The organism is Arthrobacter sp. LAPM80, assembly GCF_046736435.1.
Taxonomy (GTDB): Bacteria; Actinomycetota; Actinomycetes; order Actinomycetales; family Micrococcaceae; genus Specibacter.
Genome location: NZ_JBCHVD010000005.1, coordinates 111,926 through 133,109, shown reverse-complemented (window position 1 = coordinate 133,109; position 21,184 = coordinate 111,926). Strand labels below are relative to the sequence as shown.

Annotated in this window: 23 protein-coding genes; 18 read left to right on the top strand and 5 right to left on the bottom strand. The window is 64.5% G+C overall.

Going from position 1 to position 21,184, the window contains the following annotated elements; translation table 11 throughout:
- Positions 1-99 precede the first annotated feature (99 nt).
- The 3 genes from AAGW05_RS07475 to AAGW05_RS07465 all read right to left on the bottom strand — a co-directional run bounded on the left by AAGW05_RS07475 (position 100) and on the right by AAGW05_RS07465 (position 1,862).
- Positions 100-864, bottom strand: a complete 765-nt coding sequence (locus tag AAGW05_RS07475) for a hypothetical protein (protein ID WP_411803864.1) — start codon at positions 862-864, stop codon at positions 100-102.
- Between the two features lie 2 nt (positions 865-866).
- Positions 867-1,271, bottom strand: a complete 405-nt coding sequence (locus tag AAGW05_RS07470; protein WP_411803863.1) for a DUF4383 domain-containing protein — start codon at positions 1,269-1,271, stop codon at positions 867-869.
- 120 nt (positions 1,272-1,391) lie between these two features.
- Positions 1,392-1,862 (bottom strand): Lrp/AsnC family transcriptional regulator, encoded by a 471-nt coding sequence (locus AAGW05_RS07465; RefSeq protein ID WP_411803862.1) that lies wholly within the window; start codon positions 1,860-1,862, stop codon positions 1,392-1,394.
- A gap of 183 nt (positions 1,863-2,045) precedes the next feature.
- Here AAGW05_RS07465 and pdhA point away from each other — a divergent pair, with 183 nt between their 5' ends.
- The 4 genes from pdhA (at position 2,046) to AAGW05_RS07445 (ending at position 5,965) form a co-directional block, all read left to right on the top strand.
- On the top strand, positions 2,046-3,149 hold the full coding sequence (gene pdhA / locus AAGW05_RS07460; RefSeq protein WP_411803946.1) for a pyruvate dehydrogenase (acetyl-transferring) E1 component subunit alpha: 1,104 nt from the start codon (positions 2,046-2,048) through the stop codon (positions 3,147-3,149).
- The gene (locus tag AAGW05_RS07455) at positions 3,146-4,162 is read left to right on the top strand and encodes an alpha-ketoacid dehydrogenase subunit beta (protein ID WP_411803861.1); all 1,017 of its coding nucleotides are present in this window, start codon (positions 3,146-3,148) and stop codon (positions 4,160-4,162) included. Before pdhA ends, AAGW05_RS07455 begins: the two co-directional genes overlap by 4 nt.
- Positions 4,159-5,490 carry a dihydrolipoamide acetyltransferase family protein gene (locus AAGW05_RS07450; RefSeq protein WP_411803860.1) on the top strand — a complete coding sequence of 444 codons (1,332 nt, stop codon included), beginning with the start codon at positions 4,159-4,161 and terminating at the stop codon, positions 5,488-5,490. Before AAGW05_RS07455 ends, AAGW05_RS07450 begins: the two co-directional genes overlap by 4 nt.
- 106 nt (positions 5,491-5,596) lie before the next feature.
- The gene (locus AAGW05_RS07445; RefSeq protein ID WP_411803859.1) at positions 5,597-5,965 is read left to right on the top strand and encodes an SPW repeat protein; all 369 of its coding nucleotides are present in this window, start codon (positions 5,597-5,599) and stop codon (positions 5,963-5,965) included.
- A 77-nt stretch (positions 5,966-6,042) separates the two neighbouring features.
- On the opposite strand, the gene AAGW05_RS07440 is transcribed toward AAGW05_RS07445, so the two are convergent.
- Positions 6,043-6,660: a TetR/AcrR family transcriptional regulator gene (locus AAGW05_RS07440; RefSeq protein ID WP_411803858.1), complete on the bottom strand. Its 618-nt coding sequence runs from the start codon at positions 6,658-6,660 to the stop codon at positions 6,043-6,045.
- Between the two features lie 81 nt (positions 6,661-6,741).
- Between AAGW05_RS07440 and AAGW05_RS07435 the strand changes: the two genes are divergently transcribed.
- Genes AAGW05_RS07435 through AAGW05_RS07405 form a run of 7 tightly spaced genes read left to right on the top strand, consistent with a single transcriptional unit; the run spans position 6,742 to position 14,419 of the window.
- Positions 6,742-8,349 carry a carboxyl transferase domain-containing protein gene (locus AAGW05_RS07435; RefSeq protein ID WP_411803857.1) on the top strand — a complete coding sequence of 536 codons (1,608 nt, stop codon included), beginning with the start codon at positions 6,742-6,744 and terminating at the stop codon, positions 8,347-8,349.
- Positions 8,350-8,355: 6 nt separating this feature from the next.
- Positions 8,356-10,434 (top strand): acetyl/propionyl/methylcrotonyl-CoA carboxylase subunit alpha, encoded by a 2,079-nt coding sequence (locus AAGW05_RS07430; protein WP_411803856.1) that lies wholly within the window; start codon positions 8,356-8,358, stop codon positions 10,432-10,434.
- Between the two features lies 1 nt (position 10,435).
- Positions 10,436-11,599 (top strand): acyl-CoA dehydrogenase family protein, encoded by a 1,164-nt coding sequence (locus AAGW05_RS07425; RefSeq protein WP_411803855.1) that lies wholly within the window; start codon positions 10,436-10,438, stop codon positions 11,597-11,599.
- A gap of 22 nt (positions 11,600-11,621) precedes the next feature.
- Entirely contained in the window at positions 11,622-12,419 is a 798-nt protein-coding gene (locus tag AAGW05_RS07420) for a CoA transferase subunit A (RefSeq protein ID WP_411803854.1), read from the top strand.
- 2 nt (positions 12,420-12,421) lie between these two features.
- Positions 12,422-13,075, top strand: a complete 654-nt coding sequence (locus AAGW05_RS07415) for a CoA transferase subunit B (protein ID WP_411803853.1) — start codon at positions 12,422-12,424, stop codon at positions 13,073-13,075.
- Positions 13,072-13,551, top strand: coding sequence for a MaoC family dehydratase (locus AAGW05_RS07410; protein WP_411803852.1), 480 nt, complete (start codon positions 13,072-13,074; stop codon positions 13,549-13,551). Before AAGW05_RS07415 ends, AAGW05_RS07410 begins: the two co-directional genes overlap by 4 nt.
- Positions 13,552-13,606: 55 nt before the next feature.
- Positions 13,607-14,419: an HpcH/HpaI aldolase/citrate lyase family protein gene (locus AAGW05_RS07405; protein ID WP_411803851.1), complete on the top strand. Its 813-nt coding sequence runs from the start codon at positions 13,607-13,609 to the stop codon at positions 14,417-14,419.
- A gap of 109 nt (positions 14,420-14,528) precedes the next feature.
- On the opposite strand, the gene AAGW05_RS07400 is transcribed toward AAGW05_RS07405, so the two are convergent.
- A complete protein-coding gene (locus AAGW05_RS07400) occupies positions 14,529-15,104 on the bottom strand; it encodes an NADPH-dependent FMN reductase (RefSeq protein WP_411803850.1) in 576 nt (191 codons plus the stop codon).
- A gap of 93 nt (positions 15,105-15,197) precedes the next feature.
- On the opposite strand from AAGW05_RS07400, the gene AAGW05_RS07395 reads away from it, so the two are divergent.
- The 7 genes from AAGW05_RS07395 to ispG all read left to right on the top strand — a co-directional run bounded on the left by AAGW05_RS07395 (position 15,198) and on the right by ispG (position 21,166).
- Positions 15,198-15,701 carry a MarR family winged helix-turn-helix transcriptional regulator gene (locus AAGW05_RS07395; RefSeq protein WP_411803849.1) on the top strand — a complete coding sequence of 168 codons (504 nt, stop codon included), beginning with the start codon at positions 15,198-15,200 and terminating at the stop codon, positions 15,699-15,701.
- A gap of 47 nt (positions 15,702-15,748) precedes the next feature.
- A complete protein-coding gene (gene dxr, locus AAGW05_RS07390; protein ID WP_411803848.1) occupies positions 15,749-16,963 on the top strand; it encodes a 1-deoxy-D-xylulose-5-phosphate reductoisomerase in 1,215 nt (404 codons plus the stop codon).
- A gap of 23 nt (positions 16,964-16,986) precedes the next feature.
- Complete coding sequence (locus AAGW05_RS07385; protein WP_411803945.1) at positions 16,987-18,318, top strand: M50 family metallopeptidase; 1,332 nt, start codon at positions 16,987-16,989, stop codon at positions 18,316-18,318.
- 78 nt (positions 18,319-18,396) lie between these two features.
- Entirely contained in the window at positions 18,397-19,017 is a 621-nt protein-coding gene (locus AAGW05_RS07380; protein WP_411803847.1) for a MarR family transcriptional regulator, read from the top strand.
- A gap of 60 nt (positions 19,018-19,077) precedes the next feature.
- Positions 19,078-19,566 (top strand): hypothetical protein, encoded by a 489-nt coding sequence (locus tag AAGW05_RS07375; RefSeq protein ID WP_411803846.1) that lies wholly within the window; start codon positions 19,078-19,080, stop codon positions 19,564-19,566.
- Positions 19,567-19,575: 9 nt separating this feature from the next.
- On the top strand, positions 19,576-19,869 hold the full coding sequence (locus AAGW05_RS07370; protein WP_411803845.1) for a YciI family protein: 294 nt from the start codon (positions 19,576-19,578) through the stop codon (positions 19,867-19,869).
- 130 nt (positions 19,870-19,999) lie between these two features.
- Positions 20,000-21,166, top strand: coding sequence for a flavodoxin-dependent (E)-4-hydroxy-3-methylbut-2-enyl-diphosphate synthase (gene ispG / locus AAGW05_RS07365; RefSeq protein WP_411803944.1), 1,167 nt, complete (start codon positions 20,000-20,002; stop codon positions 21,164-21,166).
- Positions 21,167-21,184 lie beyond the last annotated feature (18 nt).

Below are 21,184 nucleotides of genomic sequence, written 5' to 3'. Positions count from 1 at the left end.
CGCCGGTCCGGTCAATCGCTGGCGCGCATCCCTGAAACAATGCTGAAGGCCCTGTCCGGGCGTCACTTTCGACGCCGGACAGGGCCTTTGGGCTTTCACCTAGTGGTGGTGCCCTTGATTCTTCAATTGCTCAAGATTGGTGGGAACGGTGGGGCTGTTTTCCGTGCCGGAGTGCCCTGCGTGCCCGGAGTGCCCGGAATGCGGCACGGCGAGCTCGCCAGCCGTGGACGCTGCCATGCCCACAGTGGTGATGCCGGCAACCAGAATCGACGCCGCAAAAAGGGTGCCAACCACAACTGTCGCGGACCGCTTCTTCGCGTAAAGTCGCGCTGGCCCCCTCCTCAGTTCGGCATTGCGGCGCCAACCGAGGACGGCGATGACCGACAGTTCCAGTACAAGCAGCGACGCCAGCGTCACATCAAAGGTTCGTGCCGTCTCAGGCATCCTCCACAGCTCCTCAAGCAGCACCGCAAGATGCGCGGCTGCCGCAAATGCAAGCACGATGCGAACTGCGGCAGCCTTCGGGAGAGTCCCACGCCTGAAGGAAAGAAAGCCGTAGACAAGTGCCGCGAGGCTGTAGGCGGCAGAGGCAACCCCCGCACTCCACACCAACGGCGCCCACGTCCCCAGCCCGGTTCCTGCAACAGTGGCAACGCCGGCTGACTCCCCGCTGAGCACGGGGATCAAACTAGAGCTGGCGGCAGCTGCCAGTGCCGCAATGCCCAACAAGGCCAAACTGGCATAAAGTGGCGATAATTCGGTGCCGTTGAGCTTTGCTGGTGCAACGGTCTTGCTACTGGGGAACGCCGTGGCAGGGCCCCGCCCGCCAAGGGGCGGGGCCGCCAGCTGCTGGGCCGGTGCCATGCTCAGGCCGTGCGGGCTGCGGCAGTGCGGTCCTGGGACAGTCCGACGGCGAGCAGGACCAAGGCGCTGCCCAGGTGCAGGACGTTGTCTGCGCCGTTGAGGGCAATGATGTTCAATGCTGTGCCCGGAAGGAACAGTCCCACAATCCCCACCAGCAGGTAGACCGAACCCACGGTGGAGTTCATGGTCTTGGCCGCCGTGGTCGAGGACAGCCCCGCGATCAAAAGTGCCGCTCCGATGGCAAGGTGAATGACGTTGTGGAGGGGGTTGACCTCAAAGACGATCAAATTCCGTCCCTCGGTGGCAAAGAACCCGATCCCGCTGGTGACGAAGAAGCCTACGATGCCGACCAGGAGGTAAATGGCGCCGAAAACGGTGGCCAGCAATTTATTCGGTGAAGTGCGCATGATGTTTAGTCCTTTTCCCGACGACGAAGAATCGATCGCTTCGCCTTGTCCTGACGGGGTTCAGGTGAACCCGTACCAGTACTTCGGAACCGGTGGGGCCGTGGATTGGACGGGCGGGAACTATTTGCTCAGCTGCCTTTCCAGCAGCGGGGACATGCGGAAAGGCACCAGCTCATTCATGGCAAGCGATGTTTCGGTGCGCTCGACGCCGTCGCACGCCAGGATCTTCCCGTTAACCCGAAACAGGTCCTCGGCCCCCGTGGAGACCACCCGCACCAGCAGGTCGGCGCGGCCGCTGAGACCGTGGGCCTCGAGCACCTCGGGAATCCCCGCGAGGGCGGCCCCCAGCTGGGGGAGCTTTTGCTGCTGCACGTGCACTGAAATGAAGGCCGTCAGGGGATACCCCAGCGGGGCCGGGCTGATCCTGTGGTCAAAGGGCAAAAACGCGTGGTTCTTCTCCAGGGCGGCCATTCGGGCCTGGACAGTGTTGCGCGACAATCCCAAGTGCGCGGCCATGGCAACAACTGTCTGCCGGGGATCCTTGACAAGGGCAAGGAGGATGCGTGCGTCGGTTCCGTCCAAGGTAGGCATACTGCGCAGACTAGCACGCTCCGGCATGTCGAGGCTGTGCATAATGATCAATAATTTCGCCGGTTATTGCCCCGGATGCCTTGCGTGAGTATCGTCACACCCAAGGGGAACCATCCCTAATAGCCATGCAGGGAGGCGAGCATTGTGAACCATTCGAGCCATGAGCCCACAGGCCAGGCGCCAATGATCATGCACCAACTCATCACCGCAGACGGGAACCGTGTTGCAGATGGGTTGTTGGACGGATTTGTCAGCGACATCGATGACGAAACGCTCCGAAATCTGTACGAGGACATGGTGGTGATCCGCAGGATCGACGCCGAAGCCACCGCCTTGCAGCGTCAGGGGCAGCTTGCCCTGTGGCCGCCGCTGCTGGGCCAGGAAGCGGCCCAAATCGGCTCGGTCCGGGCACTGGATGACGACGACTTCATCTTCCCCACGTACAGGGAAAACGGTGTTGCGTACTGCCGAGGCGCCAAAATGTCAGATGTCCTTGGCGTCTGGCGCGGCACCTGGAACACCGGCTGGGACCCGTACGAGGTCAACATGGCCACGCCCCAGATCATCATCGGATCGCAAACCCTCCACGCCACGGGCTATGGAATGGGACTTGTCCTTGAGGGGAAGGAAACGCTGGCCATCGCCTACTTGGGCGACGGCGCCACGAGTCAGGGCGACGTCCATGAGTCAATGGTCTTCGCCGCAACCTTCCAGGCCCCCGTGATCTTCTTCTGCCAAAACAACCAGTGGGCCATCTCCGAACCCGTGGGACTGCAATCGCACGTCCCGCTCGCCGGACGCGCGGCCGGCTACGGCATGCCCGGCTTGCAGGTCGACGGCAACGATGTGCTCGCGGTCCTGGCCGCCGTCCGCTGGGCGGCCGACCGTGCCCGCACCGGCAGCGGCCCCAGCTTCATCGAGGCCGTCACCTACCGCATGGGCGCCCACACCACAGCCGATGATCCCACCCGGTACCGCGGCGTCACCGAACTGGAGGAGTGGGGCGCGAAGGACCCCATCACCAGGATGCGCACCTTCCTGCGCAATTCCGGAAGGCTCGACGGTGCAGCAGAGTCAGCGATTGCAGCAAAGGCCGACGCCGTGGCCGCCGAGTTGCGCCAAGCGTGCATCAATCTCCCGGATCCGGATCCGATGAGCGTCTTTGAGAATGTCTATGTGGACGGGAACCCCATCCTCGAACTTCAGCGCAAGCATTACGGGGCCTACCTGTCCGCACTGGGGGAGCAGCCGGTCGGATCCGCAACAGCGCAAGGGGGCGCATCATGAGCAACCTCAGCCTCACCCAGTCCATCAACGCAGGCCTGCGCCGCGCACTTGAAGATGACCCCAAGGTGGTGTTGCTCGGTGAGGACATCGGCACCCTCGGCGGCGTCTTTCGGGTCACCGACGGCCTGATGAAGGACTTCGGCTCACACCGCGTCATCGACACGCCACTGGCGGAATCGGCCATCATCGGCACCGCCGTGGGTCTGGCGTACAGGGGCTTCAGGCCTGTGTGCGAGATCCAGTTCGACGGCTTCATCTACCCCGGCTTCGACCAGATCGTCTCCCAGGTGGCCAAGATGCACGCAAGAACCCGGGGCGCGGTCCGCATGCCACTGACCATCAGGGTGCCGTTCGGGGGAGGTATTGGCTCCCCGGAGCACCACTCCGAATCGCCCGAAGCCTACTTTGTGCACACATCGGGCCTGCGGGTCATCAGCCCGTCCACCTCCCAGGACGCCTACACCATGCTGCGCCAGGCCATCGCCTGCGATGATCCCGTGCTCTACTTTGAGCCCAAGCGCCGCTACCACGCCAAGGGTGAGGTTGACCTGGACGCGCCCCTGGCGTCGGCACCTCCCATGGGTGCCTCGCGGGTAGTCGCGGCCGGCACTGACGTCACGCTTGTCACGTACGGCCCGTTGGTGAAAACCGCCCTTGACGCCGCACGTGCCGGCGCAACCGAAGGCATCTCGATCGAAGTCATCGACCTGCGCTCGCTCTCACCCATTGATTACGCCCCGCTGATGGCGTCGGTGCGCCACACCGGCCGTCTGGTCATCACCCATGAAGCTGGCAGGACGCTGGGCCTCGGTGCAGAAATCGCAGCCACCATCACCGAACGCTGCTTCAACCACCTTGAGAGCGCCCCCGTGCGCGTCACCGGCTTCGACATCCCCTACCCGCCGTCAAAGCTGGAGAAGCACTTCCTGCCCGACCTGGACAGAATGCTCGACGGCGTCGACCGCGCCCTGGGCCGCGCCAACTCACACACAGGAATGGACGACTGGGAATGATCGCAGAATTCAGGCTCCCCGACTTGGGTGAAGGCCTCACCGAATCCGAAATCGTCAGCTGGCACGTGTCGATCGGCGACACTGTCACGCTTAACCAGGTCCTCGGTGAGGTGGAGACAGCCAAGGCCGTGGTGGAGCTTCCCTCCCCTTACGCCGGGACGGTCACGGCCATCACGCATGAGCCGGGCACCATGGTCGAGGTCGGCGAGGTCATCATCGCCTTCGACGTCGCCGGGGATGCAGATGGGGAGGCCGCCGGGGGCGGCGAGCCCGCGCCAAAGCGGGTTCCCACCCTGGTTGGCTACGGTGCAGACCCGGAGAGCGCCGCGCCGCCGATACGACGGGCCAGGGTGTTTGCCAACCCCCTGGCCCCGGCGGCCGTGCGTGAAGGCTCAGCAGCCGGCGCGGTGACCGCTGCCCCTGATCGGGTGCAGGCCGACCGTCCGCGCTCGACCCCTCCCGTGCGCAAGCTGGCCCGCGACCTCGGCATCGACCTGGAGCTGCTGGCCGGTTCGGGTGAGCGCGGGCTGATCACCCGCAGGGACGTCGTCACCTTTGCCGGGGACCACGTGCCCGGTTCCGGGACCGCGGTGGGGGCTGCGCCGTCGTCCGTTAACGGGGGAGAAGCTCGTGAGGTGCGCACCCCGATCAAGGGGGTGCGGAAATTCATGGCCCAGGCCATGGTGGAGAGTGCCTTCACGGCGCCGCACGTTACCGAATTCCTAACGGTGGACGTCACCGAAGGCATGGAATTTCTGGCGAAACTGCGCTCGCGGAAAGATTTCGAGGGCGTCAAGGTGACGCCGCTGACCCTCGCCGCGAAGGCTGTCTGCGTGGCGGCTGCGCGGCATCCGGCGCTGAATTCCCACTGGGACCAGGCGGCGCAGGAGGTTGTGGCGTTCAATTACATGAACCTGGGGATTGCCGCAGCCACGCCGCGCGGACTGGTGGTGCCGAACGTCAAGGACGCGCAGTCACTGGGCCTGCACGGGCTGGCGGTCGCACTCGGTGCGCTCGCCGAGACTGCGCGTGCCGGAAAGACCCAGCCTGCCGACCTGGCCGGAGGGACGTTCTCAATCACCAACATTGGTGTGTTTGGCATTGACGCCGGAACACCCATCCTCAACCCGGGCGAGGCCGGCATCCTGGCCCTCGGCGCGGTGCGCAGGACGCCCTGGGAGTATCGGGGCGAGGTGGCGCTGCGGCAGGTCATGACGCTGAGTTTGTCCTTTGACCACCGGCTTGTTGACGGCGAACAGGGCTCCCGTTTCCTTGCGGAGGTGGGGGCCGTCATGGCCGATCCGGCGATGGCGCTGGTGCTTGGCTGAGCTGGTGCCGGAATGCAATCTGCCAGCTCTGGATACGCCGTGGTTGCGGACGTATATTTGTAGTGACCCCCACTTTGGGAGCCAACTCATAAGGAGGTTGGTATCAATGAAGAGGTGGAATCGCTGGCAGGATTACGTTGCCGTGGTCGCAGGCCTGTACGCCGCATTGTCGACCATGTGGACGACGCAGCAGGGCAGTTCCATGGTCATGATGATCGGAGCCGGAGCGCTGTTGGTTGTCGCAGGCGTCTGGAACCTCATGAGCCCCGGGCAACCGGTAGGTGAATGGGTGCAGATGGTTCTTGGAGCCCTGTTGTTTGTCTCCCCGTGGATCGCCGGTTACACGGCCCACACAGGGGCAACATGGACATCCTGGATTGCCGGTGGTGTGGCACTGATTGCAGCGGTAATGGCGCTGCAACCGAGCATGCACACGCACGCCGAAGCCCATCACGGAGGCGCAGCAGCACACTGAATCACAACGAATTCATGCAACGAGGGAAGCGCCGGGGCAACCCGGCGCTTCCGTCGTGAGGGCCCAACCGATTCGCCCTATATGGCCGTCAGGCCCGCCCAGGCCATGGCCTCGAGTACGGGCCTTGCCATGGCAGCCTGGTGGCGCTGCATGTGGACGCTGTGCGGTGTTGAGTTGATCAGCCCGAAAACGGCCTGCGCCTGAAGCCGGCGCACGGCCGTCTCACGCTCAGGAAACAACCGACCCAAGACGCCTACCCACAACTCAACGTAGGCGCGCTGGAGCGATCGGACGGCCGAGCTGTCGGCGGTGCCCAAGCTGGCAAAGTCCCTGTCCTGGACGCGGATCACGTCCGGCTTTGTCAGGGCAAAGTCAACGTGGAAGGCGACAAGTGCGCGCAGGGAGGCAGCGGCGTCGGGCGTTGACTCAAGCACTGCCTGCCCGCCAGCCAGCAGGTCCTCGCTCACACCCACAAGCAGAGCGCCCAGCAGTGCCTGTTTGCCGTTGAAGTGCCGATACACCGCGGGTCCGCTCACCCCTGCCGCGGCTCCCAGATCCTCGATGGACACGCCATTGAAGCCGCGCTTGGCGAACAGCGCCGCCGCGGAATTGAGCAGCACGGAGCGCCGGTTGGCCTTGGCCTGGGTTCGGGTGGTTGCCGTTTGCTCCACCATGCCTCCTGTTGTGTTGGACATCACAGAGTCCAGGGGCTAACCTGAAACTCAGTTAGTGATTATTAACTTAGTGTAGCCGTGCGGCAAACAAAAGAGGGATCGATGGAGACTTTGCGGAGCCAGGTGGAACCGGCGGGGGAGATGTTTTCGCGCAACGATGCGCAGCAGCGCGCCCTGGTTGAAGAGCTGCGCCGGACTCTGCGGACCACGGCGCGCGGCGGCCCCGAAAAGTCGCGTGAACGCCATGTTTCACGCGGCAAGCTGCTGCCCCGGGAGCGGATCGAGCACCTGCTCGACGACGGCAGCCCCTTCCTTGAAATTTCCCCGCTTGCCGCCCACGGCATGTACGACGGCGCGTCCCCCGGAGCCGGTCTCATCGCCGGCATCGGGCTGGTTGCGGGCCGCCACGTGATGATCGTGTGCAACGACGCAACAGTCAAGGGCGGCACGTATTACCCGCTCACTGTAAAGAAGCACCTGCGGGCACAGGAAATCGCGCTGGAGAACAGGCTGCCCTGCATCTACCTGGTCGATTCCGGCGGCGCGTTCCTGCCCCGGCAGGATGAGGTGTTCCCGGACAAGGAGCACTTCGGCCGGATCTTCTTCAACCAGGCCCAGATGTCGGCAAAGAAGATTCCCCAGATAGCCGCCGTCATGGGGTCCTGCACCGCAGGCGGGGCCTACATGCCCGCCATGAGCGATGAAACAGTGATCGTGCGCAACCAGGGCACCATCTTCCTGGGCGGCCCGCCGCTGGTGAAGGCCGCGATCGGTGAAATCGTCACGGCAGAGGAACTCGGCGGCGGCGATGTCCACGCGGGCATCTCGGGCGTGGTTGACCACCTGGCCGAAAATGACGAACATGCCCTAGCCATCATCGCCGACATTGTCGCCACGCTGCCGCCCAACCCCGCGCCGGCCTGGACCGTGCAGGAACCGGTGGGCCCCGCCGTCGACCCCGAGGAACTCTACGGGGCCGTGCCCACCGAGCTGAACGACGCGTACGACATCCGCGAAATCATCGCCCGCCTCGTGGACGGCAGCAGGTTCCACGAATTCAAGAAGAACTACGGCACCACCCTTGTCACGGGTTTCGCCACACTGCACGGCCACCCCGTGGGCATCGTGGCCAACAACGGCGTGCTGTTCAGCGAATCGGCCCTGAAAGGTGCCCATTTCATTGAATTGTGCGACCAGCGCGGCATCCCGCTGATCTTCCTGCAAAACCTGAACGGCTTCATGGTCGGCAAGGACTACGAGCACGGCGGCATTGCCAAACACGGCGCCAAGATGGTCACGGCCGTCGCCACCGCACGCGTGCCAAAGCTGACAGTCATCGTGGGCGGCTCCTTCGGCGCCGGCAACTATTCCATGTGCGGGCGCGCCTACAGCCCGCGCTTCCTGTGGATGTGGCCGGCCGCGCGGATATCGGTCATGGGCGGCAACCAGGCCTCCTCCGTGCTGGCAACCGTCAAGCGCGAACAGTTCCAACGGCACGGCGAGGACTGGACGGCCGCGGCGGAAACGGAGTTCAAGGCGCCCATCCTGAAGCAGTTCGAGGACCAGGGCAGCCCCTACTATGCCACCGCCCGCCTCTGGGACGACGGCGTGATCGACCCCATGGACACCCGCACCGTGCTCGGGCTGGCCCTGGATGTGTGCGCCCGCACCCCGCTCCCGGACACCTCCTTCGGAATCTTCAGAATGTGAGCCACAATGACACCTCTATTTGACACCGTCCTGGTGGCCAACCGCGGCGAGATTGCCTGCCGCGTCATCCGCACCCTGAAGGAGCTGGGCATCCGCTCGGTGGCGGTTTACTCAACGCCCGACGCCGGGGCGCGCCACGTGCGCGAAGCCGACGAGGCCCTTTGCATCGGCCCGGCAGCGGCCTCCGAAAGCTACCTGAACATCGACGCCGTCGTCGCCGCCTGCACGGCATCCGGCGCCCAGGCCGTGCACCCCGGCTATGGCTTCCTGTCGGAGAACCTGGCTTTCGCCCAGGCGCTCGAGGCTGCGGGCATCACGTTCATCGGCCCCAACGTTGAGGCACTGAACGTCATGGGCGACAAGATCCGCTCCAAGAACCACGTCAGTGCCGCAGGGGTTCCCGTGACGCCGGGCATCTGCCTTCCCGGGCTCAGCGACGCCGAGCTGATGGCCGCGGCAGCCGACATTGGCTTCCCCGTGCTGATCAAACCGTCGGCGGGCGGCGGCGGAAAAGGCATGCAGAACGTGTTCTCCGCCGCGGAACTGCCCGCCGCACTGGCAACGGCACGCCGGGTGGCGGCGTCGTCCTTTGGCGATGACACCCTGTTCCTGGAACGGCTCGTGGCCAACCCCCGCCACATCGAGGTGCAAATCCTGGGCGATAATTTCGGCAACGTCGTCCACCTGGGCGAGCGCGAATGCTCCCTGCAGCGCCGCCACCAAAAGGTCATTGAGGAGGCACCCTCCCCTCTGCTGTCGGCACTGCCCGACGGCGCCGCCATCAGGGAGCGCCTTGGCGCCGCGGCCTGTGACGCGGGCGCCAGCGTGAACTACACGGGGGCGGGAACAGTTGAATTTCTGGTCTCCAACGACAACCCGGGCGAGTTCTTCTTCATGGAGATGAACACGCGCCTGCAAGTGGAACACCCCGTGACGGAAATGGTGGTCCGGGTCGATGGTGAACCCCTGGACCTGGTGGCCTGCCAGCTGCGCATCGCGGCCGGGGAGAAGCTCGGCTTCACCCAGGGGGACCTCACCCTGGAAGGGCACGCGGTGGAAGCCCGAGTGTATGCCGAAAGCCCTGCCCAGGGATTCCTGCCGGCGGCAGGGGAGGTCGTACTGCTCGACGAATCCGTTGCCCTGCGTCAAGGCGTGCGGGTTGACAGTTCCCTGCTGCAGGGGCTGGAGGTTTCGGCCAATTACGATCCCATGCTGGCCAAGGTCATCGCGAGGGGATCCGACAGGGCCCAGGCGCTGGAGCGGCTCGATGAAGCGCTGCGGGACTACGTGGTGCTTGGCGTGCCCACCAATGTGGAGTATCTGCGCCTGCTCCTTGCCGATCCCGATGTCCAGGCCGGCCGCCTCGACACCAACTTGATTGAAAGGAAGCTCCCCGAGCTGTCCTTCCGCACCGTGGACGCCGGCGACTACGCCGAGGCCGCGCTAGTCCTGCGCTCAGCACGCGGTGGGGCGCCGGCAGCGCCGCCGTCATCACCCTGGGCCCGCACCGACGGTTGGCGCATCGGCGGCCCTGCCCCGTGGCGCAGCACATGGGCAGCACCCGGGCGCACGGGGGTGGTGACTGTCAGCGTCAGCCGGGCCAACAGCGGCACTGCCGGGTCCGACGTCGTCCTTGTCACCGGACTCGGTGGCGGGACTCAGGAGGTGCGCACCGTTGAAGGTGCAAGCGGGCGGCACGCCGCCATCGAGGGGAACACCGTTTTCCTGGGCAGCGGCGGGTGGAGTGCACAACTGCAGCGACTCGAGAGGGACGCGGCGACGGCGCGCATGCTCCCGGGCCTGGACCGAAAGAATGCGGCGGCCGATCCTCAGGTGCGCAGCCCCATGCCTGGCACGGTGACGATGGTCAACGCCGCCACGGGGGACAGGGTCGAAGCCGGCACCGTGCTGCTCGCCGTGGAGGCCATGAAGATGGAACACCAGCTGGTTGCCGCCATCGCCGGCACAGTCCACATCGCCGTCGGGGTGGGGGCGCTGGTGAAAGCCGAGCAGGTCGTGGCCCACGTGACGCCGGACGCGCCCGCACAGAGAGAATCTGAAACAACAAGCCCTGAAGGGGAATGACGTGCCAAATTTTGAGCTCAATGATGAGTACCAGGACCTGTCCGATACGGTCAGGGACTTCGCCGACAACGTGGTGGCCCCGGTCTCGGCCAGGCACGACGAGGAACACAGCTTCCCGTATGAAATTGTGGCGCAGATGGGGGAGATGGGACTGTTCGGCCTGCCGTTCCCCGAGGAGTTCGGCGGCATGGGCGGGGACTACTTCGCGCTGTCCCTGGCGCTCGAGCAACTGGGCAGGGTGGACCAGTCGGTCGCCATCACCCTTGAGGCCGGCGTATCGCTGGGCGCCATGCCCGTGCACCGCTTCGGCACGCAGGCGCAGAAGGAAACGTGGCTGCCGCAGCTGACCGGCGGCAAGGCGCTCGCAGGGTTCGGCCTGACCGAACCCGGCGCCGGATCGGACGCCGGCGGCACGGCAACCAAGGCCCGGCTTGAGAACGGCGAATGGGTCATCGACGGTGCCAAGCAGTTCATCACCAATTCAGGCACCGACATCACCAGCTTCGTCACTGTCACGGCTGTCACCGGGACCTCCGAACGGGCCAACGGGTCTGTGAAAAAGGAAATCTCCACCATCCTTGTGCCCAACGGCACGGCCGGGTTCACGGTGGAAAAAGCGTACAACAAGGTGGGCTGGAACGCCTCGGACACCCACCCGCTGAGCTTTGCCGATGCCCGGGTGCCTGAGGAGAACCTGCTCGGCGTGCGTGGCCGCGGCTACGCGAACTTCCTGTCCATCCTGGATGAGGGCAGGATCGCCATCGCAGCCCTGGCCACGGGTGCCGCCCAGGGCTGCGTCGATGAGGCAACCCGCTACGCGAAGGAGCGCAGCGCGTTCGGTCACACCATCGGCCACTACCAGGGCATCGCCTTCAAGATCGCCCGCATGCAGACACGCGCGCACACCGCCCGCCTTGCCTACTACGACGCCGCATCGCGCATGCTGGCGGGCAAGCCCTTCAAGACGGAGGCCGCCATCGCTAAGCTGGTCGCAAGTGAGGCGGCCATGGACAATGCCCGCGACGCCACACAGGTCTTTGGCGGCTACGGCTTCATCAACGAGTTTTCCGTGGCCCGCCATTACCGGGATTCAAAGATTCTGGAAATTGGTGAAGGCACCACCGAGGTCCAGCTGATGCTCATCGCCCGGGAACTGGGCCTGTGAACCACGTGAAAGGAACGTTGCCATGATCAACAAAGTCGTTGCCACCCCGGCCGCCGCGATCCATGACATCCACGACGGCGCCTCCCTCGCCGTCGGCGGGTTTGGCCTGTGCGGCATCCCCGTGGCGCTCATCCAGGCCATCCACGACGCCAAGATCTCCGAGCTGGAAACCATCTCCAACAACTGCGGCGTCGACGACTGGGGCCTTGGCATCCTGCTGCGCGAGGGCCGCATCCGCCGCACGGTCTCCTCCTACGTGGGGGAGAATCGGGAATTCGCCAGGCAGTTCCTCGCCGGCGAACTGGAAGTCGAACTCACGCCCCAGGGCACGCTCGCCGAGAAGCTGCGCGCCGGGGGAGCGGGCATCCCCGCCTTCTATACGGCCGCAGGGGTGGGGACCCAGGTCTCCGAGGGCGGCCTGCCGCGCAAGTACGACGGCGCCGGCGGGGTTCAGATCGCCTCGCCGCCCAAGGAGGTGCGCACCTTTGGCAACGCCGACTTCGTGCTGGAGGAATCCCTCACCCCCGACTTCGCCCTCGTCCACGCATGGAAAGGCGACCGCCACGGCAACCTTGTCTTCCACGCCACGGCCATGAACTTCAACCCGCTGTGCGCCATGGCCGGGCGCATCACCATCGCGGAGGTCGAGGAACTGGTAGAACCCGGGGACCTTGACCCAGAACACGTCCACGTCCCCGGCATCTTTGTCCAACGCGTGGTCCTGGTAGCGCCAGGCACACCCGGCAGCGAGAAACGCATCGAAAAACGCACAGTATCTGACCCCACCCCCTCCGCCGATGCACCCACGAAGGAGGCATGACCATGGCACTTTCGCGTAATGAACTGGCGGCACGCGTGGCGCGTGAATTGCACAACGGACAGTACGTGAATCTCGGCATCGGCATGCCAACCCTGATTCCGAACTACATCCCCGACGGCATCGAGGTGGTGCTGCATTCAGAGAACGGGATCCTGGGGACAGGGCCCTACCCGGCCGACGCCGACGTCGACCCCGACCTGATCAACGCCGGCAAGGAAACAGTCACGGTCAAGAAGGGGGCCGCGTTCTTTGATTCGGCAACCTCCTTTGGCATGGTGCGCGGCGGTCACGTCGACGTGGCAGTGCTGGGCGCCATGCAGGTCGCCGCGAACGGGGACCTTGCCAACTGGATGATCCCCGGCAAGATGGTCAAGGGCATGGGAGGGGCCATGGACCTGGTGTTCGGCGCCAAGAAGCTCATTGTCATGATGGAACACGTGGACAAAAACGGGGCGCCCAAGATCCTGGCCGAATGTACCCTGCCCTTGACAGGGAAACGCTGCGTGGACCTGATCATCACCGACATGGCCGTCATTGAGGTGACTGAGGACGGGCTGGTCCTGAAGGAACTGGCCCCCGACGTCAGCGTTGAACAAATTGTGGCCGCAACGGGTGCGCCGTTGAACCTTGAGATGCATGATGTGGACAACGTATGAGTGAACAGCCGGTCATCACACAGCGGGGCCTTTACTTCGAGGAACTTGAGCCCGGAACCCTGTACCAACACAGGCCCGGACGCACCATGACGGAAACTGACAACGTCCTGTTCACCACCATGACCATGAACACCCAGGCACTGCACCTCGATGCCGCATGGAGTGCCGAACAACCGTTTGGCCAGCGGCTCATGAACTCCATGTTCACCCTTGCTACCCTGGTGGGCCAATCCGTGGCCCAGCTGACGCAGGGGACCATCGTGGCGCAACTTGGCATGAACGACATCTCCTTCCCGCATCCGCTCTTTCATGGGGACACCCTGTACACGGAGACGGTGGTGACGGCGAAGCGGCTTTCCGCATCGCGTCCCGGACAGGGGATAGTGGTGATGGAACATACAGGCCGTAACCAGTCCGGCGTCGTGGTGGCAAAAGCGAGCAGGACTGCTCTGTTTTTGCTACTGCCCGCCACTTAACCTATGCACCAGAGAAGCCAAGGAGCACGTCATCACCCGCACTATCGAATTCAGCATGGGACCTGCGCTCCTGTTCGCCCCGGCGGACAGGCCAGAACGCTTCGCCAAAGCGGCGCAGCGATCCGACGCCGTGATCGTGGACCTGGAGGACGCCGTCGCGCCCGCCGCCAAGGCCCAGGCCCGCGAACACCTGATCGCCTCCACCCTGGACCCGGCAACCACCATGGTGCGGATCAACGCCCTCGGTACGCCCGACGCCGCCCTTGACTTGGCCGCCCTGGCCCGCAGCAACTTCCACACCATCATGGTCGCCAAGGCAGAGGACGCCGACGCCGTCGCAGCGCTCGCCGACTACAACGTGGTGGTGCTGTGCGAATCGGCCGCGGGAATCCTCGCTGCACAAGCGCTCGCCGCCCTGCCCAACGTGGTGGGATTGATGTGGGGGGCCGAAGACCTTCTCGCATCCCTGGGCGGGACCTCAAGCCGCTTCGGCCCGGGCAGTCCCCGCGCGGGCAGCTACAGGGCAGTGGCTACCCATGCGCGCTCGCAGCTGTTGTTGGCGGCCGCGGCGGCCGGAAAGACCGCCATCGACTCCATTTACGCTGATTTTGCCGACCTTGACGGGCTCGCCGAGGAGGCGGAGGATGCGGTGGCCAGCGGATTCGGGGCCAAGGCCGCCATCCACCCGTCCCAGGTTGCCGTGATCAGGGACGCCTACCGCCCCTCGGGAGCCGACGTTACTGCGGCCACCGAGCTGTTGGCGGCCGCCGACGCCGCGGGAACCGGCGTTTTCGCCTTCCAGGGGCAGATGGTCGACGGCCCGATCCTGCTCCACGCACGGAAAACCCTCCGCCGCGCAGGCCTCTAACCCCCCAGACGCTCCCGCAGAATCGGTGCTTAAATGCCGAACGCTCCCGCACCAGTGCGGGAGCGTTCGGGAAAATCACCCCAATGCTGCGAGAGCGTTGGGGTGGTGCTTAGACGGCTGACATTGCGCCTTCGCGCACTGCCTTCATGGCGTGGGTCCAGGAGACGAGTTGGTCAAGCATCGGGGCAACGGAGGCTGCCTGAAGCTCTGTCGGCTTGAAGGTGGAGAAGTTCTCGAAGTCGGTAAACAAGGAGAACATGCCCGTCTTTTGGACGTGGGCAACCTGGAGCTCGGAGAGGATTCCACGCAGGTGCTCCACGGCGCGGACACCGAAGGCCGAGCCGTAGCCGACCATGCCGGCAGCCTTGTTGTTGAACTCAACGTTCAGGTAGGAGATGGCGTTAGCCAGGGCGGGCTGGACCGAATGGTTGTATTCGCCGGTGATGAAGATGTAGCCGTCGAACTCGTTCATCTTCGCGGACCAGGCCTTGGTGTGGTCGTTCTGGTAGTTCTGGTAGCCGGCGGGGTATGCCTCATCCAGGACGGGGAGATTGAAGTCGGCAATGTCGACCAGTTCGTAGTCGGCGTCGCCGCGCAACTGTGCCTGGGCCAGAACCCACTCTGCAACGCCGGCGTTGACGCGGCCGGGACGGGTGGAACCTGTGACGATGGCGATCTTGGTCATTCGTTGTCTCCTTGGAAGTGGCAACCCGGCACCCGATGTAGGTGACGCGTCAACTAAAACTTGATGTTTCAATCATTACGCGAGAAGATTGACATGTCAACTACTAATTTACTGAATGTGAGCAACGCCATGACCGAGCCCCGCTGGCTCAGCACCGACGAGCAAGCCACGTGGTTGGAGCTGCGTGAATTCAACTCCGGGCTGCCGCGCGTCATCGACCGCCAGCTCAGTCAGGATGCCGGAATTTCGGGCGGGGAGTACGCCGTCCTGGCTGCCGTATCCGAGGCCCCTGCCGACGGCGTCCGCTCGGGGGACCTGGCTCGCATATTGGAATGGGAAAAATCGAGGGTGTCCCACCTGCTCCGCCGCATGGAGGCCAAGGGGCTGGTTGCGCGGTGTGCCGCAAGCTGCGATGGCCGCGGGCAGGAAATCATGCTGACCCCGGAGGGTTGGAACACCGTCCGGAGCACGGCCCCCGGCCACGTCACCCTGGTGCGGGAAACCGTCTTTGACCCCCTGAGCGCGGATGAGCTGCTGCAACTGCGCAATTCGCTGCGCAAGATCCGTGCCGCGGCCATCGACAGGGGACTCTGGTAGTCCCCACTGGCTCCCCCATCGCCCGCAAGTGCGGAATACTTATAGGCATGGCGCATCGTAAAGTGATCATCCTCGGCTCAACAGGTTCCATCGGCACCCAGGCGATCGACGTCGTCGGCCATGCCGCATTGGCGGACGGGAGCCCCCGGTTCAGCGTGACGGCACTCAGCGCCGGCGGCGGGAATCTTGACCTGCTGGCCCGGCAGGCAGTGACGTTGCAGGTCCTGGCCGTGGGCACCGCCTCGAACGACGCCGGGGCCCTGCGTTCGCTGATCGACTCCCATGCCGCCGCGGCCGGATTGGCAGGCTTTGCACCCGAAATATTGGCCGGTCCCGACGCCTCGACCGTCATTGCCGCGTGGGGCGCGGGCACGGCCGACGCCGCCGATGTCGTGCTCAACGGCATCACCGGATCCATCGGCCTGGCGCCGACTTTGGCAGCCCTGGGCACCACGGCAATCCTGGCCCTGGCCAACAAGGAATCGCTCATCGTGGGCGGGGCGCTCGTGAAGGCTGCCGCCTCACCAGGGCAGCTGGTCCCCGTGGATTCAGAACACTCCGCCCTGGCCCAGGCACTGCGTTCGGGCACCGCCGCCGAGGTGGACAAGCTGATCGTGACAGCCTCCGGCGGCCCCTTCCGTGGTCGCAGCAGGGAAGAACTGGCGGACGTGACCCCGGCACAAGCGCTCAAGCACCCCACCTGGGACATGGGCCTGATGGTCACCACCAACTCGGCAACACTTGTCAACAAGGGACTTGAGGTCATCGAGGCCCACCTGCTCTTTGACGTTCCCCTCGACAGGATTGACGCCGTCGTCCACCCCCAATCAGTGGTGCATTCCATGGTCCAGTTCACCGATGGCTCCACCATTGCCCAGGCCTCCCCGCCTGATATGAGGCTGCCCATTGCGCTGGGTCTAGGCTGGCCTGAGCGGGTTCCCGGCGCGTCGGCACCCTGCGACTGGAGCAAGGGGACGACCTGGACTTTTGAGCCGCTGGACAACGAGGCCTTCCCCGCCGTCGAACTCGCCAAGGAGGCCGCGCGCCGGGGGAGCACCTGCCCCGCCGTGTACAACGCGGCCAACGAGGAAGCCGTCCACGCCTTCCATGCCGGCCGGATAGGCTTTCTGGATATTGTGGACACCATTGCACAAGTTCTCAGCGAACACACACCCGCTTCGCAGCTGACGCTCCAGGCCGTGTTGGATGCTGAGACTTGGGCGCGCGCGCGGACCAGTGAGTTGCTGGCTGCCAGGGGCTGAGAACGCCTGAGACAAGAAAGTACATTGTGACTGTATTGCTGTTCATTGGCGGAGTGGTCTTCGTGGCCGTCGGCATCGCCCTGTCCATTGCCTTGCATGAGGTGGGACACCTGCTGCCCGCAAAGCTCTTCAAGGTCCGCGTCACCCGCTACATGATCGGCTTTGGGCCGACCGTGTGGTCACGGAAAAAGGGCGAAACCGAATACGGGATCAAGGCCATTCCGGCCGGCGGCTACGTGGCCATGGTCGGGATGTACCCGCCCAATCCCGTCGATGGAAGTGTCAGGCCCTCCAGTACGGGCATGTTCCAGACCTTGGCCAGCGAAGCGCGCACCGCCGCCCATGAGGAAGTCGGGCCGGAAGACGCCAATCGGGTGTTCTACAAGCTGCCCGTCTGGAAAAAGATCATCATCATGCTGGGCGGGCCGTTCGTGAACCTGCTCATTGGCGTGGTGCTCATGGCCGTGCTGCTGATGGGCTTTGGAACGGCCCAAGCCACCACAACGCTTGCGGAAGTCAACGCCTGCCAGGTGGCCTTTGGGGAACCCGCACCGACTGACCTGAGCAACTGCACCAAGACGCCGGCGGCCGCGGCAGGACTGCAACCCGCAGACACCATCAAGTCCTTCGACGGCAGGGAAGTCACCGACTGGGCAGCCCTCACGGACTGGATCCGGGCCTCGGCCGGCAAGACAGTGCCACTTGTTTACGAGCGGGCCGGGAAAACCATCTCCACCACCATCACCCCCGTGCTCACCGCCCGCCCCGTCATTGGCGCCAATGGATCGGCCGAAGTTGATTCCGCCGGCAAGCCCGTCACGGTGCAGGCAGGGTTCCTTGGGGTGGGGCCGACATCCGCACTGGTGCGTGAACCGGCGTCGGCCGTGCTGCCCGCCGTGGGCAACAACATCGTCCAGGTCTCCGGCGTCGTGTTCCAGCTTCCGCAGAAACTTCTCGGCGTGGCCCAGGCCGCCTTCAGTTCCGAGCCGCGCGATCCCAACGGGCCCATATCGGTGGTCGGCGTCGGGCGTGTGGCAGGCGAAGTGGCCGCCATGGAACAGGTTCCGCTGAGCTCGCGCGTGGCGACCCTGACGGGGCTGCTAGCCGGCGTCAACCTGGCCCTGTTTGTTTTCAACCTGATCCCATTGCTTCCGCTGGATGGGGGGCACGTTCTCGGGGCGCTCTACGAAGGGGCCCGCCGCCGCGTGGCCAAGCTCTTCAAGCGCAAGGACCCGGGGCCGTTCGACATCGCCAAGCTTCTTCCTGTCACCTACGTTGCCGCCATCGTCCTGATGGGCATGGGTGCGCTGCTGATCTACGCCGACATCGTGAAACCGGTGAACCTGTTTGGCTAGGGCTTCGCTTCGGAACGCCCCGGTATCGCTCACCCAAAAAACATTGATATTAATAAAACAATTGATTATGGTTTAGTCATGTTCGTTCTTACGATTGACCAGCGCGGCAGCCGCACCCACGGGGACAAGGTTCCTCAGCTCCTGGAAGTTCTTGCCGGTGCCGACACCGCTGTGCCCTTCGACCGCTCGGTGGGTGACGAGGTGCAGGGGGTCATGGTGGACGCCGACGCCGTTGTTGGGGTGGTTGCCAGGGTCCTTCGCCTGCGGGACTGGTACATCGGCATCGGGATTGGCGGCGTCGACGTGCCCCTGCCGTCCAGCTCACGTGAAGGGTCCGGCGATGCCTTCATCTCCGCCCGCGAAGCGGTTGAAGCGGCAAAAAAAATGGGGGAGCGCGTGCCCCTGCGCATCAAAACCCAGACCGACTCACAGTGGGCAGAGGCTGCGGAAGCCGTTCTTGCCCTGTTCGGTGACCTTGTCCGCAAGAGGTCAGGGGCCGAATGGCGTGTCCTTGACGCCCTCGAAGCTGCCCCGCTCGCCACACAAAAGGATGTTGCCGCCCACTTGGGCATCAGCCCCCAAGCCGTCAGCAAGGCCATCACCCGTTCCGGCAGACTGGAAGAGGCCAACGGCCGCCGGGCCGCGGCACTTTTGTTGCGACAGGCGCAACAGACGTTAAATGTCGGTCCCGGCAGCTAGTGTGAACACCACAGCGGCGCCGGTGGACGCCGAGCAACTACGCTGGCGCGGGGAGGCTTCATGGCGGCAATCTGGATAGCAGCGGCACTCATTGCGGGTGTTCTGGGTGGCTGGCCCGTGACCGCGGGGATTCTCAGGCTGGCCAGATCCAAGCCTGTCCGGGCCATGGATGCGGCGGAGTCGGGCGGGCCCGATCAGCCTGCCGGGCCCGCCCAGCCTGCCGCGCCTGCCGCGCCTGCGCAGGCGGCTGCGCCGTCGAGCATTGCAGCTGAAGAAGATCCGACGGGCCCAACCCCCGCGCCAGGAACCAAGGTTGAGGTCCTTCGCGGCGGGCTGCTCATCGGCTTTCTGGAGCGTGCGGCCGTGATGGTTGCCATCTTCTCCGGCCAACCGGTGGCCATTGCCTATGTCGTGGCCATCAAGGGGCTCGGCCGGTACCCCGAGTTGAAAGACACGCCTGCGGCCAGCGAGCGGTTCATCATAGGCACGTTTGCCTCGTTGCTGTGGGCCGCCAGTGTTGCGGCGCTCACAAAAGCGCTCCTGCTATAGGGTGAAACCATGTCTATTTTCGCTGTTGAATACGTATATGGTCCCGAGGCAGAAGCCGCAAGGATTGAGCACCGCCCCAAGCACCGGGAATGGCTGGCCGCCTTGGCCCAGGAGGAAGTTCTGCTAGCCTCCGGTCCCTACGCCGATGGTGCCGGGGCGCTGCTGATTTTCCGGGCCGAGGATGAGGCCGCCGTGCGTGGGCTTGTCGCCCAGGACCCCATGACCGTTGGGGGAGGGGTCACCGGACTGAGGGTTTCGGGCTGGAGTCCCGTGACCGGGCAGTTGAGCCGCTACGTGGGCTAGGCCTCATTGGTCCGCGCAGAAAAGGGAACGAGCCTACAATCTAAAGGTAGATACTGCGAGATTCCTTAGTGGTGCCACAAGTCGGTGCAACTGCCGCAATATTTGATAGATGATCTTCAAGGAGCATATTTTGACCTCCGTCAGCCTCGGCATGCCGCCACTGCCACCGCCAGTCCTTGCGCCGCGCCGCAAAACCCGGCAAATCAAGGTCGGAAGCGTCGGCGTCGGTTCGGATTCGCCCATCAGCGTGCAGTCCATGACCACCACAAAGACCACCGACATCAATGCCACATTGCAGCAGATCGCCGAGTTGACGGCGTCAGGCTGTGACATTGTGCGCGTGGCCTGTCCGCACCAGGATGATGCGGATGCCCTGCCGATCATCGCCAAAAAGTCGCAGATCCCCGTGATTGCCGACATCCACTTCCAGCCGAAGTACGTCTTCGCGGCCATCGAGGCCGGTTGTGCAGCGGTGCGAGTGAACCCGGGCAATATCCGCAAGTTTGACGACCAGGTCAAGCAAATTGCCCAGGCCGCCAAGGACCACGGCACCTCCATCCGGATCGGTGTGAATGCCGGTTCGCTGGAGCCGTCCATCATGAAGAAGTACGGCAAGGCCACTCCCGAGGCGCTCGTTGAGTCGGCCGTCTGGGAGGCATCCCTGTTCGAGGAGCACGGCTTCCACGACTTCAAAATTTCCGTCAAGCACAACGATCCGGTCATCATGGTTGCCGCCTACGAAATGCTCGCCGAACAAGGCGACTGGCCCCTGCACCTGGGTGTCACCGAAGCCGGCCCCGCCTTCCAGGGCACCATTAAGTCTGCCGTAGCGTTTGGCGCATTGCTCGCCAAGGGCATCGGCGACACGATCCGGGTGTCCCTCTCCGCCCCGCCGGTTGAGGAAATCAAGGTCGGCAACCAGATCCTGCAGTCGCTGAACCTGCGCCCGCGCAAGCTGGAAATTGTCTCCTGCCCCTCGTGCGGCCGCGCCCAGGTTGACGTGTACAAGCTTGCCGAGGAAGTCACCGCCGGCCTTGAGGGCATGGAAGTTCCGTTGCGCGTTGCCGTCATGGGCTGCGTCGTCAACGGACCCGGCGAGGCCCGTGAAGCGGACCTCGGTGTGGCTTCAGGCAACGGCAAGGGCCAGATTTTTGTGAAGGGGGAAGTCATCAAGACTGTGCCCGAGGACCAAATTGTTGAGACACTCATTGAAGAAGCCATGAGGCTTGCCGAGCAGATGGAGTCCGACGCGGATGACACGACTCTCCAGGGTGGCCCCGTGGTTACCGTTTCCTAGGGGGGCGCACCACAATCC

Coding starts and splice junctions, on each gene's coding strand:
- AAGW05_RS07475 (WP_411803864.1), bottom strand. CDS start 864: ATGGCACCGGCCCAGCAGCTGGCGGCCCCGCCCCTTGGCGGGCGGGGC.
- AAGW05_RS07470 (WP_411803863.1), bottom strand. CDS start 1,271: ATGCGCACTTCACCGAATAAATTGCTGGCCACCGTTTTCGGCGCCATT.
- AAGW05_RS07465 (WP_411803862.1), bottom strand. CDS start 1,862: ATGCCTACCTTGGACGGAACCGACGCACGCATCCTCCTTGCCCTTGTC.
- pdhA (WP_411803946.1), top strand. CDS start 2,046: ATGATCATGCACCAACTCATCACCGCAGACGGGAACCGTGTTGCAGAT.
- AAGW05_RS07455 (WP_411803861.1), top strand. CDS start 3,146: ATGAGCAACCTCAGCCTCACCCAGTCCATCAACGCAGGCCTGCGCCGC.
- AAGW05_RS07450 (WP_411803860.1), top strand. CDS start 4,159: ATGATCGCAGAATTCAGGCTCCCCGACTTGGGTGAAGGCCTCACCGAA.
- AAGW05_RS07445 (WP_411803859.1), top strand. CDS start 5,597: ATGAAGAGGTGGAATCGCTGGCAGGATTACGTTGCCGTGGTCGCAGGC.
- AAGW05_RS07440 (WP_411803858.1), bottom strand. CDS start 6,660: ATGTCCAACACAACAGGAGGCATGGTGGAGCAAACGGCAACCACCCGA.
- AAGW05_RS07435 (WP_411803857.1), top strand. CDS start 6,742: ATGGAGACTTTGCGGAGCCAGGTGGAACCGGCGGGGGAGATGTTTTCG.
- AAGW05_RS07430 (WP_411803856.1), top strand. CDS start 8,356: ATGACACCTCTATTTGACACCGTCCTGGTGGCCAACCGCGGCGAGATT.
- AAGW05_RS07420 (WP_411803854.1), top strand. CDS start 11,622: ATGATCAACAAAGTCGTTGCCACCCCGGCCGCCGCGATCCATGACATC.
- AAGW05_RS07415 (WP_411803853.1), top strand. CDS start 12,422: ATGGCACTTTCGCGTAATGAACTGGCGGCACGCGTGGCGCGTGAATTG.
- AAGW05_RS07410 (WP_411803852.1), top strand. CDS start 13,072: ATGAGTGAACAGCCGGTCATCACACAGCGGGGCCTTTACTTCGAGGAA.
- AAGW05_RS07405 (WP_411803851.1), top strand. CDS start 13,607: ATGGGACCTGCGCTCCTGTTCGCCCCGGCGGACAGGCCAGAACGCTTC.
- AAGW05_RS07400 (WP_411803850.1), bottom strand. CDS start 15,104: ATGACCAAGATCGCCATCGTCACAGGTTCCACCCGTCCCGGCCGCGTC.
- AAGW05_RS07395 (WP_411803849.1), top strand. CDS start 15,198: ATGTCAACTACTAATTTACTGAATGTGAGCAACGCCATGACCGAGCCC.
- dxr (WP_411803848.1), top strand. CDS start 15,749: ATGGCGCATCGTAAAGTGATCATCCTCGGCTCAACAGGTTCCATCGGC.
- AAGW05_RS07380 (WP_411803847.1), top strand. CDS start 18,397: ATGTTCGTTCTTACGATTGACCAGCGCGGCAGCCGCACCCACGGGGAC.
- AAGW05_RS07375 (WP_411803846.1), top strand. CDS start 19,078: ATGGCGGCAATCTGGATAGCAGCGGCACTCATTGCGGGTGTTCTGGGT.
- AAGW05_RS07370 (WP_411803845.1), top strand. CDS start 19,576: ATGTCTATTTTCGCTGTTGAATACGTATATGGTCCCGAGGCAGAAGCC.